The following is a 12915-nucleotide window of genomic DNA, read 5'->3' on the forward strand; positions in this document are numbered from 1 at the left end:
CCTGACCCCGTCTTCGCACGAGCGGTGGCGCGTGAGTACACGGCCAGCGCGCGACCAACCACGGCCCATGGGGGCCGCAGCGTTCAAACGCCCGCCGCCGCCATGGCTGAGTGGTTGATGGGAGTGGTGGCTCACTGGATGGATGTCCTGGTGGATTGGGGAAGTGGTGAGAACGAGGCGATCAGGGGTTTAAATTAAAGACCTGACCCCGGTTTTTCGCTCCGATTTTTCGACCCCGATTTTTCCGATTTCCCGCTTCACAATGTAATCGGCAGGTCTTCTGAATCTTGAAGCGAAAACGGGGCAAACCTCACATTGAAAAATGCAAATTCAAGAGTAACACATAGATCTTCAGCTTTTACTTCGAAAAATTTCGACTCCTGGACCCAGGATCGAATCTGGCAATATTGGGCATGATACTGCTCTCCGAAATTAGCAGCAACAGAAATTTTCCGTACTCCACTAAACTCCAAAATTATTTGAATGGCGTCATGATTTTTAATGAACCACTTCATGGGCGCTTCTGGCGGTAGAGTTTTTTTAATTAGAAACATGGAGACATTTCCATTCTGTTCCAACTGTATTCGATCAAACAGCAACTCATCGAGGCGAGGTACACTACCCCCAAATATAGATGCGATCTTTTCAACGCAACTTGACGTATTTAGCCAATTCGAAATATTCATTCCCCGGCACCCCTTGGAGTCAATTTTCCACCTGGTCCAACATAATAATACCTATAGAACCTGTTGATCGTTGGAACAGACTGGAAGTTATAATGAGGCTTTACACCTGGTACTTTTACTCGCTCAACCTTCCCATCAGGAAGGTCAACTTCTTTCATAACGTTGAAATGTCCTTTTTCAACGAACCGCCCATTCACCATATGCCCTGCGGCATGATCAGTAACAACAATTCTTCCATTTGCAGTTTCAAATTTATACTCAAGAACTCGAACTGGTGTCCCGTCCGCCCGAACTAGCGGACGACGAACAGAGCCATCCTCACCCTTGTCATACAGTTGAACCTCACGAACCTGCGACATCGAATCTCGCCAACTTACACCAGCATCTGAGAGTGCTGCACGCAGAGCAACGGTGCGACTTTGAAAGTCAGCCGAAGAGTCAGCGCTCGTCGCCTGATTCAACAAATACCCCAACCCCGCCTGCAATGCCCCGTTAGCAAACTTGCCACCACCAATAACAGATACCGTTCCCCCCGCCAATGCAGTTGCCGCGAATCCCAGTATCTTCTCCGAAGCAGGGATATTGACCTCAATGGCGTGACTGGTCAGCTTTCCTGCAGCCGCAGCCATCGCCGAAGGGCCGCAGTTTCCTCCGGATGCCTCGCCCATAACGCAGCCTACCAGCGCATGAGCAAGCATGGCCTGTCCAATAGGCAAATCCGCCGCGCCAATGGCCCCAAACGCTCCGGCACTGACAGCACCCAAGATAGCCCCTTCCGCCCCACCGGTCGCACCGCCCACTATGAAGCCTGCGGCAACATTGGCTCCAGTGCCAGCGATGGCACCTGAAGTACCCACCTCAATCAAGCCCGGCCCACCATAGTTAGCCCCCTGGGTTCCTAAACCCCAAGTCACCAAGACGGTGCCAACCATCTTCCAATACTTGTTCCCCTCGCTAATCATCGCAGCACCCGCCACGACGGCGATGACCTTCCAGGCAATGATCGGCAAAAACTCCCCACTCGGGTCCGTCAACATCAGCGGCCGATTGACCACATACGAATACCGATTGAAATGCTGCAAATCATTCGGATCTGAGACGTAGGGATCCGTACTCAAAAACCTCCCCAACACCGGGTCATAGATCCGCCCATTCATATGGACGTAGCCAATTTCATCCAGATGCTCGTGCCCCGTAAACCCACGGTCACCATGCGCCGGGTTCACGCCGTCCACCAAGCGCCCGGTGTCTTGCAAGCGCCGGCCCCAGGGGTCAAACGCCATCTTCTCAATGACATTGCCGTCTCTATCGCTGATGGCCACGATGGAGCCCAGCGCGTCTTTGTGCCAGTAGTTCACCAAATTGGCATCCGCCGCAGCGGTGGAGAGGCTGCCGTTGAGTGCGCCGGTGTTCAGGTCACTGGTGACGGGGGTGAGCGTCTTGACCACTGCCACCACCGCCCCGCCCACGCTGATGTAGTGCCGGTTTTCGTTGCGGGTGCGGCTGCCGCCCACCGTGATGACCTCACGCTCAAAACCTAAACCACCTTGGTTGTCCGGGTGCAGCAAATGCAGTGTGCGCACCGTGGAGCCGTTGGTGATGACCTCTTCCACCCGCTTGTAAGACTCGTCGTACTTGAAGGCCACGCTGCGGCCTTGATAGGCCATGGTGGCGGGCTGGTTGAAGGCCGTCCAGGTGTGGCTGCGCACCTGTGCGCCGGTGGTGCTTTCCAGCGCCCCGTTGGCGTCATACACATAGTTGGTGCCATTCACGGCTTGCACGGCATGGGGGGCCAGGGCGCTGTTGCCGCTGGCGTTGTAGGTGTAGGCCCCTGCATCGCTCTTGTAGAGGATGTTGCCGATGGCGTTGTATTGCACTTCTACCGTGCGGGCTGCCGACGCATCCGCCGTGGAGGCCATGGTGAAGTTGGTCAGGCGGCTGAGCTTGTCGTGGACAAAGTTTTCGGTGGTGCCCATCAAAGAGTTTTGGCGCATCACCACATTGCCGGCTTCGTCAAAGCGGTAGTTGTGGTTCAGGGCGCCCACGCCGCTTTGGTTGGCCGCTGTGAGTGCAAAGGCTTTGCCAGAGATGGGGTCGAACTTGTCGTCTTGGGTGACCCACTGGGCGTCTGTGCCCGTGTCTTTGCCCAGGTGGGCTTTTTGCAGCTGGCCCCGGGCGTTGAACACTTCGGCCGCAGGCACGGTGTCTATGCGCCAGAAGTGGCGCGAGGTGGTACTGACCGTGGTGCTGTCAAACACCCGCTCCAGCACGCCGGGCAGGCGGCTGCCGGTGGATGCGCTATAGCCATAGCCCACGGTAAAGCCGGTGGGGTATTTTTGGGTGGCCAGGCGGCCCAGGGTGTCGTAGGTGCTTTCAGACACCCAGGTGCGGTCGGCCAGATTGACGGTGGCCTTGGTACCACGGCCCAGGGTATCGTAAGCCAGAGTTTGGCTCGTGATCTCCTTGCTGGTGCTGGTATTGCCCGCGATGGTTTGGCACAGCTTGGGCAGGCCCTTAGCGCAAAGGAGACCGGCCTTGTCTCTGTTGTAGTACCACTCACCGTTTTGGGTGGGGTTTTTCTTCTTGATCAAACGACCAATGCGGTCGTATTCGAGTGTGGTTTCTTGGCCTTTGCCGTCCTTTTGTTTAACCAGCTCACCCAAGGCGTTGTAGGTGTATTGCCATTGGCCCTGGTTGGGGTCCTTCATGGCCACTTTGAAGCGGGCCGTGCCTGGGGTGTAGGTGATGGTGCTGGTGTTACCCAGTGGGTCCAGCGTCTGGACCAAGTTGCCCACGGCGTCGTAGGCGTTGTTGAGGGTGGCACCGTAGGCGTCTACCGTTTGGGCGATCTGGCCATTGCCGTATTTGTGGGCTATGGAGGTCCGCCACTCGCCGTTAGGGCCAGGGGTAGTGGACTTGCTGCTCAGGCCCATGTACTCCGTTGTGCCTGCCAGCTCTTTGGCGGCCTCACCGGCACCGGCGCGGAAGAATTGGCGGCTCTCGGTGGGGCGGTGCACCAGGTCGCGCTTGGCGGCCCATTGGCGCAGCTCGGCGGGCGGGGCTTGGAACTGCCCGGCGGCGTTGCGGCCATAAAAGCCAGACCAGCTGGACGCGGCTTGGCCCAGGCGGTCATAGACCGTCAGGCTCATGGTCCATTGCTTGTCGTAGGCTTCGCTTTCTTTGGCGATCTCGCGGTGCAGGGCGTCGTAGTGAACCCGGCTGCGCGCACCGATGATGTTGCCTGTGCTGTCTTTGGGGACGGTCTCGATGTAGTAGGCCGACACCGCAGTGGCGGTGGTGGTGCTGGTGGGCTCGCCATCGCTGGTGAACAGCATTTTGGAGGCAACGGCGACTTCAACGGTGTGCGTGTGCTTGAGGCAGGCAGCAAGCTCAGCACCCGTGGCTGCAAGGGGCCCAGTGCAGTAGACCCGCTTTTGCTCGGTGCTGGTGAAGGTCAGCGTGTTGTCGCCATTGCGCCCCACGGGGGTGAAGACGCGGCTGACGCGGCCCAGGGCGTCGAGTTCGGTTTTGCTGACAATGTTGTAGACCGAGCTGTCCAGGGCCACGACGGTTTGGGTCAGCGGCACGCCGTAGGCCGGGTGGTAGGACGCCGTGGTCTGGCTCAACTCAGGTTGAAAGCCGTCTTTGCCTGCATTGGGGACACCGGTTTGGACTTTGGTCAAAAACGTGCCATCTGCCACCGTGGGCAATGCGCCTACGCTGGCGTGTTTGGTGAAGTCGTTGAGCGTAAGTCTGTCTGCAAAGGCCACAGCCGGATCGGTACTGTTGCCGCAGTACTGCACCAGCACACTCTTCTTATTCCCCTGGCCGTCGTAGGTAAACGTCGTCTTGGCACAGTGCGTGCCGCCCGGGTCCACGGTTTCTGTCAGCACCTGGCCGTTGTTCGGGTCGTAGGTGTAGGCGACCGAGCGGCTGATGGGTTGCGCTTGGGCCAGCGCTGATGAAAGGGCGAGGCTCAGACCTGCAGCAGCAGCCAAGCTCTGGCGCAGCACAGCCACCGCCCACTGGGGCATTGCACTATGAATGTGTGTCATGACGGCGTGTCCAGACAATTAGTCTTCCAAGAGCAACTGCAAGATGGCGCTGAGCACCCCAGGGGCCAGCGGCGCTGGTGGGCCTGGCGGCGGCGGGGGCGGCGTAGGACCTGAGCCCGAAATGGTGCTGGCGTTGGGTGAGGAGCCAGCGCTTCGGGCGAACAAGCTCAATTGCTTGTCTGCAGTGGGCGCGGTACTCACCACCGTGCTGCCCGTCATGCGGCCCAGGTTCCACTTGGTGTAGTCGTCGGCATAGGTGCTGGTCGTGGTCTTGGCCCACTCCAAGGTGCCTTGTGACGTGCCTGTTTGCTGGGTGGTCTGCACCTGTTCCCACACATTGCCGAAGGCATTCTGCTTGCTGGTGGCAATGGTGCTGGGCAGGCGGATAGACGTGCTGCCGTTCAGGTCGAATGCGGCTGTGCTGGATTTGCCGACATAGCGCACCCGGGGGTTGATGGCAGCCACCCCGGCGGGGAGAACCTCACCAACGGGGCTGACGGTATCGGCCAATTCATTGAGGGAGCGCTGCACGAGCAAGAACGCCCCGTCATCAGAGTTGGCTTCCGCCTCGGCAGCCCGCTTCAAGCGGGTGCTTGAGGTTGTAAAAGGAACAGTCGTCCAGCCTGCAGCACCTAACCAAACCGGCACGTTGACGGTTGAAGTAGTGGTCTGCGCGGCCTGCGTCATGACGGCATCCAAGTAGCGCTGGCGATAGGACGCCCCGTTGGCCACAGCGGGCACGTTGATCGACTTGGGGTCGATCACGAACTTGGCGCGTAGTTTTGCGACGCCGATTTCGAGGGGGTCGTCCATGCGAGAAGTGACATCGACTTCCTTACCGCGCCCTTGGAAGTACACCGCATGGTCGATGGTGTTGCTGCCTTCGGTAAGCATGAATCGCTCGCGGAAACCGCGGTTACCGTTCACGACATCGGTCATCATGTCCATGTAGTAGTAGCGTGCCGTGCCAGTGAGCGGTGGCCATTTGGACTCATCGGGCTCACCTTCTTGTTTGAGCCAGGCACGAGACTCGTAGACCAGGGGCGACGTGCCTTGAATGAGCTGCTGACGAGCACCATTGCCTGCACTTGAACGCCTGTACACACGTGCATCACTCATAGACAAATAGGTGACGCGAGTTTGAGCCGCTAGGCCGTCCTCCAGCGAGCGCATGAGTGCAGGGCTGGCTTGATTGACGCCAGCGATTCCTGCGGAAAAGCCCGTTTGGTTGGTATAGGCAGGGGTGCAAATGGGCGGTCGATTGGGATTCGGGTTATCAGTGCAAACCGGGGTTACTGGTGTAACAACATTGGTGACGCGACAAAGCGTTTGAAACCCGTTGCCACCAGCTGAGCAAAAGCTAAGCCCTGTACCAGCACCGAAATTCACGCCAGTGACAACTAAATCACTGAGAGTGAAAAGTGATTTACCAAAGACCCTCGCGTCGGCACCTATTTGTCCGAGACGGCAACTCAAGGTGGAATAAACATCCCCGGCTGAAGCATCGTAAGTCGGGCTCCTTGGCTTGGCTGCTGTGCTGGGCACCCTGCAATAGTCGGCAGCACCATCCCCATTGATATCCGTCCACCAACGATAACCTTCATGCCCAAAGTCTCCTACGGACAATACGACCTGCTCTTTTGCCCAGCTTCGCCCATTCGAGAGCACGCAAGCAATCAGACCCAATCCATTTTGGGTGGGAGCACAGAAATCTGTGTTCCCATCGCCATTGATGTCTACAAACGAGGCGCCAGCAGATGCGTATTTGTAAGTCTGAATTGAGGACGTAACGACCTCGGCTCCCACTAAGCCGTTCGGGCCGGTCAAGGTGCACCGGATCAGATTATCAGCATGCAAAGCACAATAGTCCTTGTAGCCATCTCCGTTGAAATCATAAAAACCCCGCTGGTAGGTGCCTTCGGGCATGAAGGCAGAAGTCCACTTTGCAGTTTCCGCTTGAAAAGAATTCACTGAGAAGCTTCTGCACCGCAATGACTTTGAGGATGGGTTGGTTTGGTGGATGTAGCAAACCTCGGCATTGCCATCACCATCTACATCGGAAAAAAAGAAGTCACCGGGCTTATCGACGCCTGGGTGAATGATGGTTGGTGCGCAGCCGTTGTATCCGCAATCTGTCTCTTCCCAATAATATGGAATTGACAGCGTCGGAACTGTGCTGAAACTCGCTGATTCCGGCAAATTATTCTGATAGCAATTGACGTTCCAACCGGAGCTTCCGTCTAGCCTGTCGACCCGACAAAGGTCCACCCGACCATCTCCATTCAGATCAACCCATTGAAATGGCTTCACACCATCCATGCTGCGCACTTGAAATTTCAAGTTTTGCTTTGAAAACCCAGCATCAGTAGCGAAGTAGCAAACCAGATATATATTATCATTATCGGAAAACGCACAAAAGTCGTCACGCCCATCACCATTAACATCGACCCAGTGCCTAGTTTCTATGGACCCAATTTCAGGTGCAGAGACGCCACCAGACTCAGGAGCCCATTTCAGTTCCTGTGCTTGCACAAGCGGGCAGAAGAGCAGCAAGGCCACTGCTGAGATGCGCAAGAGATACTGTATTTGTGTTTGCATTGACTTCTCCGGCGGCATTATGGGCAGAGCTGTTGAGGCACACCAGGCTGGGCGAACCCGCCACAGCTTCTGTCGTCTTTTCCTGTTCCAGCACTGCCTTCAGCGTTGAGTTTTACGGTTTTTCCAAACACTGAGTCGGACAGGTAATCGAATCTCAATGGTGGCAACTTCATGGAATCGACTTCGCCAAACTCCTGAACTTGAATGAGACGACTGGTCCGGGTAGCACGCAGAGAAACTTTCCCTGCATCTTCAAGTGGGTCGTAGGTCAACGCATAGTGCTTGATGCGCGTGCCACGGTCAGTGAGGCTCTTGAAGTTCATGTAGGTGACGATGGACTTGAGGCGCTGCGTCTGGGCAACTTTGGCTCCATAGGTGAAGGCCGCTTGTGCGTCTGGCCTGTCTTCGTAATTGAAGACCACCGCCATGAGCGGGCCACCGCTCAGTGCTTTGGTGTATTGGATGTAGTGCAAGGGGGCGCTGCCCGTCCAATCTCCTGCGCCGCTGCAGTTGTTGCCGTCTGCGCTGACGCGGCCTTTGCAATACACAAAACGAATGGAATTGCTGAAGCGATCAGTGATAGTGCTGAGCATCCAACGGTTGGTGGCACTGCCAAAAGTGGCATCTTCAAACAGTGCTTCTATGCGGGCACTATTGGCCGGCGCCGTCGCACTGACATCACCGAATTCCATGGTCAAGCCGGCTTTGGTTTCCACCTTGAAGTAGGTGGGCGAGCCATTGGTGGTGCCAACAGCCGTGATGCGCGAGAAGCTGTCCGGGAATGTTCGGTACTCGGCCCCCGCAGAGTGGTACTCAGCGTCTGTATTGCCTTTGTTGACGATCAAAAGCCTTTGGCCGTCCAGGCAGTAGCGATCGCCCGTGTTGAAGCGAATGACGCCACGCACTTGGTCGTGCTGGATGGATTTGGGGCAGCGGGTGATGGCGGAGATGCCGCTGAGCGTCCAGCCCAGGCCCAAGAGGCCGTTGCCGGCGCCGGAGGAATAGTTGAGGGCTAGGTGCGGCTCCATGCCTGCAATGCCGCGCGGCACTTGAATGGGAATGTTGACCGTGGCTTGGCCAGACTCTGTGACTGCAAACTGCATGGGGCTGGTGACGCCGTTGGCGAGCGCGGGCAATGTGTGCACGCTGGCTGCAAGGCCCAAAAGCAGACTGGGCAGCGCGCAGCGGCCGAGCGTGAGGCGCAGTGGAGGTAGAGACATGGCTTTGGCTTTGGAAGTTGACGCGGTTGGGCCGACTGCAGGCACTGCAGCGCCCGAAACAAGCACGTGATGTGCCACTTGGGGTGCAGAGACAGAAAAGCAGCGGCTCTGCCGAGCTGCGGCAAACCGTGTGGTGAACATGGAAACTCCCCATCGCAGCAACCTGATGCTGCCCTCTTTGGCTTGGCCCTTGCGATCCCTCACATTGGCGCAATCGTCACTGATCTTTTGTCCGATTATTGTCGCTCAAATCAACGAAGAATATCAGCGTCATCCCCTAATCCACCAGGAACACGGTCACGCCCCGTGCTCAGCAGTTCGAACTCTTTGCCGTTGTTGCCGGGTGCTCGGTACACATAGGGCATGCCCCAGGGGTCGGGCGGGATGTCGCCCCGCATGTAGGGGCCACGCCAGCGTGTTTCTTCTGGCGGCTGCTGCACCAGGGCTTTGAGCCCTTGGGCGCTGCTGGGGTAACGCCCAGTGTCGATGCGGTAGGCCTGCAGTGCTTTGTCTAGCGCATCCATTTGCGCTTGGGCGGTGGTCACTTCGGACTTGTTGATTTGGCCCAAAAGGCGGGGGGCCACAATGCCTGTCAACAGGCCAATGATGAGCACCACCACCAGCAGTTCCATCAGGGTGAAGCCTTTGGCTGGAGGGCGCGCGTGCAGAGAGGGGCTTGTCATGGTGTCACCGTGGGAATGAAACGCCACTCATGGTAGTGGCGGGCGGGAGGCAATGTCACCGCACCGAGTACCAAAGGGGCTTGGCGCACAGGAGCTTGTGCCGAAGTGATGTAGACCCCTTGCACACCTCCTTCTGGGGCGGGGATGGGCAGCCAAGGGCGCTTCGGGTTGGTGGGGTCGGGGTACAGACGCCTTAAGTGGCGCACTGTGCCCGGAAAGCGCGGGTCGTGCAGCAGGTCTTGCAGGGTGGCGGGATAGGTTTTGACGCTGCCCGGCGCCATGCGGTGATAGCGCGCAATGGCTTCGGCATAGAGGCTGCCAATGCGCAGGATGTCGGCTTCGCGCTCGCGGCGTTGTTGGTCTGACCAGGCCTGGCCAATGGCGGCCAAGCCCACGCCCAGCACGGCCACAGTAGCCAGCATGGCGATGTAGCTGAAGCCTTGGGTGGGGCGGCTTTGCACGCGCGGGCTACCACTGCGCATAGGGCACTCCATCGCGGCCTGCGCCCGGCGCACCGCTGCGCACATCAAACACAGCTTGGCCCGCGCTTTGGCCCGGCGGGGGAAGCTGTTGCCAGGTGTCAAAGCGCTCCGTCACTGGGTCCGTCGGCACCTCGCGCAAGTAGCGCTGGGTCACCAGCTCTTGCAGGTTGGCGGGGTAGCGTGCCCGGTCTGCGTAGAACTTGTCGATGGTTTCGCGCAGGGTGATCAGGTTTTGTTTCAGCACCCGCTCGCGGGCTCTGTCCACATGCTCCACATAGCGGGGCACGGCCAGGGTGGTCAGCAGGGCCAAGACGGCCATGACCACCAAAAGCTCGATCAAGGTAAAGCCAGTCGCTTTGCGCATGGTGGGTTACCACTGGGACACTGGCTGGCCATTCAAACCCATGCGGTTAGAGCGGCTGTAAACGTCGTACACATCAGCGCCTGGGCCCGGCCTGTCGGGCGGGGTGTCATACGCACGCAGGCCCCATGACAGCGCCGCAGGTGTGCTGGGGGGTGCAAAGGGGTCAGACGGAATGCGGCGCAGAAAGTAACGCATTTGGCCTGGGGCCTTCACATCGGGCACGCCTTGAACCAAGGCCTCTAGGCTGGGCGGGTAGCCGGAGGCACCACCCGCCACCAAGCCCTGCTGCGCGGCCAAGTGATAGGCGTCCAGGGCGTCACGAATCTCCCACAGGGCGCGCTTGAGCTCTTGCTCGCGCTGGCGTTGCACGCTGAGCTCGACCATGGGCGTGGCCGCCCAGGCCAAGATTCCCAGCACGGCCATCACCACCAGCAGCTCCACCAAAGTGAGGCCGCGTTGGGTTGCTGAGCGACCTCGCCCCGAGACTTTCATGGCGCTTTCACTTGAAGTTTGTGAGGCGCGAGCCGCGGGCTGGCCACGGGTGCCACACCCACCACCACGCCGTCAAAGCTGGCCAGATGAAACTCAGCCACGCCGGGGGCCAGGGCTTTGAGCTTGAGGGTCAGCACGCTACCCTGGCCGGGGGTGCCTTGCAGGGTCTCGCGCAGCACGCCGGCTTGCACCCGGCCGGCTGCCGCATCAGTTTGGTGGGTGAAGTGGGTTTTTTGCCCGCCCTGGCGGAAGTAGTCGCCCTCTTCCACGCCCACCACTTCGACCATGGCTTTGTTGTAGGCCAGTGTGACAGGTGCACCGCGCAGGGTGGTGAGGCTGTTGAGCATGAGGCTGAGCTCAAAGACCTCACCCACCTTGGCCTCTGCAGGGGCGCGCCAAGACAGGGTCAAGGGGTTGACGGTTGGGGCCACGGGTGGGGATTCAAGGCCGGGCGCCGGTGGCCGAAGCGAAGGCCCGCCAGGGCCTGGAATTGGGGAAATGCCCCCCTGCCCTTCAGGCCTGCTTGCCGCAGCAGCGGGCGCAGTGGCCGGCTTGTCTGGGCTGGTGGGCGCCTCAACCGCCGGTGCGCGCCCACCCACGGCCCGCAGCCGGGTGGCCGATTCTGTGCCCACCCACAGCTCGGCCTGGGCAGCATCTGGGATGCGCAGGTTGCGCACGATGCGGGGGGTGACGGCCAGCACCAGCTCGGTCTTGGTGTTGTCGTCGCGCTGGCTAGAGAACAAACGGCCCGCCACGGGCAGATCCCCCAAGCCCGGCAGGCGGCTGGCGCTGATGCGCTCTTCCCGGCTGATCAAGCCGGCGAGGAGCTGGGTTTCGCCATCTCGCAGGCGCAAGGTGGTGTTGGCGTTGCGGGTGCCGATTTGGTAGGCCAAGGTGCCGTTGGTGCTGCGGACCTCGCGCGAAACGCTGCTGACCTCCAGGCCAACCTTGATGGCGACTTCGTCATCGGCGAAGATGGTGGGCTCCACTTCGAGCTTCAGGCCCACATCCAGGTAGTTGACGCTGTCCGCCACAAAGCCGCCTTGCCCGGTGGTGGTGGTCACGACCGGCACTTTGTCGCCCACCAGCACTTTGGCTTTCTCTTTGTTACGGGCGCGGATGCGGGGGTTGGCCAGGGTGTTGAAGTCACCAATCTCGCGCTTGAAGTTCAGCAACACGCCGCCGAAGCTCAGGCTCACATTGTTGCGTGTCAGGCTTTCAATATTGCCCGCCGTGATGCCGCCTGCAGCCCCGGTGGGCCCCAGCGGGGTGAGTGAGAGGGTGTCGGGGAACTTCACGCCCAAATCCAGCAGGCGCGATGAACGAACTTCAATCACCTCCAGTTCCAACACGACTTCGGGCTCCGGCGTGTCGTAGAGGGCCAAGAGGCGCTCGGCCAGTTCTATGTTCTCTGGTGTTTCACGCAGGGCAAGCATGTTGGAGCGCTCGTCCACAAAGGGCTCTTTGAGCTTGAGCATGGAGCGCAAAAAGGCGGCTGCGCCCTTGGCCTCGGCACTGGCAAGGTGGAAGACGCGGATCACTTGCTCTTGGTACTCGCGCTGCTTCTCGGGGGTGTTGGGGTAGATGAGCATGGTCTGCCCATCCAGCAGCTTTTTGGCCAGACCATGGGTGGAGGTGATCAGGTCTATGGCGTCTTCGAGCCGAGCGGAGCGCAGGTACACGCTGACCCGCACGTCGGCCCGCACGTCTTTGTCCAGCACAAAGTTGATGCCGCTGTTGCGGCTGACCACGTCGAGCACCGTGCGCAGGTTGGCGTCTCTGAAATCGAGTGAGATGGGGCGAGCTTCATTCAAGCCCTGCTGCATGGCCTTGGTTTGGCTTTGGCGCTGTTGGGCCTCTAGCCGGCGCTTCAAGGCCAACAAGTCGGCCTGGCGGGGGTTGTCCTTCAGGGCGGTGTTGATGACCAGCAGCGCCGCCTGCGGTTGCTGGGCAGCCAAAGACTCGGCCTGGGCCAAGGCCTGGCGCTGCCGCCGCTCGACGGCTACATCAGCCAGCAAGGCTTCAACCCGCTTGCCACCCGTGTCGAAGCGCAAGGCCCGCTTGAGCAGGGCCTCGGCGGCATCTAGGCGGCCTAGCGCTCTTTCAGCAGCGGCCTCGGTGAGGAGACGAGACAAGGCCTCGTTGCGAGCCGACAAGGTGCCAGAGCGCAAGAGGGCAGAGTCAGGGTGTTCTTTTTGGCCCGCTTCAAGGCTGTCGAGTGCCGCTTCGTAGTCGCCCGCGCGCAAGCGCTCTTGGGCGTCAGCACGCAGGCGCTCTGCAACACAGCCGCTCAACAACAGGACGAGCGCCACGCCCGCCCCTGCACACAGGGCCC

At 59.5% G+C, this 12915-nt stretch carries 9 protein-coding genes; all 9 read right to left on the bottom strand.

The genetic code is table 11. The features are described from left to right. Window positions 1–257: 257 nt before the first annotated feature. Entirely contained in the window at window positions 258–686 is a 429-nt protein-coding gene (locus KAK11_RS07150) for an Imm50 family immunity protein (RefSeq protein WP_210807660.1), read from the bottom strand. After that, entirely contained in the window at window positions 683–4741 is a 4059-nt protein-coding gene (locus KAK11_RS07155; RefSeq protein ID WP_210807662.1) for an RHS repeat-associated core domain-containing protein, read from the bottom strand. Before KAK11_RS07155 ends, KAK11_RS07150 begins: the two co-directional genes overlap by 4 nt. Before the next feature lie 18 nt (window positions 4742–4759). Then, entirely contained in the window at window positions 4760–7339 is a 2580-nt protein-coding gene (locus KAK11_RS07160; protein WP_210807664.1) for an FG-GAP repeat domain-containing protein, read from the bottom strand. Between the two features lie 17 nt (window positions 7340–7356). Then, a complete protein-coding gene (locus tag KAK11_RS07165) occupies window positions 7357–8484 on the bottom strand; it encodes a SpvB/TcaC N-terminal domain-containing protein (protein ID WP_210807666.1) in 1128 nt (375 codons plus the stop codon). A gap of 326 nt (window positions 8485–8810) precedes the next feature. Further along, window positions 8811–9242 (bottom strand): type II secretion system major pseudopilin GspG, encoded by a 432-nt coding sequence (gene gspG / locus KAK11_RS07170; protein WP_210807668.1) that lies wholly within the window; start codon window positions 9240–9242, stop codon window positions 8811–8813. Then, window positions 9239–9724 carry a pilus assembly FimT family protein gene (locus tag KAK11_RS07175; protein WP_210807670.1) on the bottom strand — a complete coding sequence of 162 codons (486 nt, stop codon included), beginning with the start codon at window positions 9722–9724 and terminating at the stop codon, window positions 9239–9241. The genes gspG and KAK11_RS07175 overlap by 4 nt, the downstream gene beginning before the upstream one ends. After that, window positions 9711–10088 (bottom strand): type II secretion system protein, encoded by a 378-nt coding sequence (locus KAK11_RS07180; RefSeq protein ID WP_210807671.1) that lies wholly within the window; start codon window positions 10086–10088, stop codon window positions 9711–9713. Before KAK11_RS07180 ends, KAK11_RS07175 begins: the two co-directional genes overlap by 14 nt. A gap of 6 nt (window positions 10089–10094) precedes the next feature. Beyond that, the gene (locus KAK11_RS07185; RefSeq protein WP_210807673.1) at window positions 10095–10580 is read right to left on the bottom strand and encodes a type II secretion system protein; all 486 of its coding nucleotides are present in this window, start codon (window positions 10578–10580) and stop codon (window positions 10095–10097) included. After that, the gene (locus KAK11_RS22170) at window positions 10577–12892 is read right to left on the bottom strand and encodes a secretin GspD/PilQ domain-containing protein (RefSeq protein ID WP_210807675.1); all 2316 of its coding nucleotides are present in this window, start codon (window positions 12890–12892) and stop codon (window positions 10577–10579) included. The genes KAK11_RS07185 and KAK11_RS22170 overlap by 4 nt, the downstream gene beginning before the upstream one ends. Between the last annotated feature and the right edge of the window lie 23 nt (window positions 12893–12915).

It is taken from the genome of Ideonella paludis (genome assembly GCF_018069865.1).
Taxonomy (GTDB): domain Bacteria; phylum Pseudomonadota; class Gammaproteobacteria; order Burkholderiales; family Burkholderiaceae_C; genus Ideonella; species Ideonella paludis.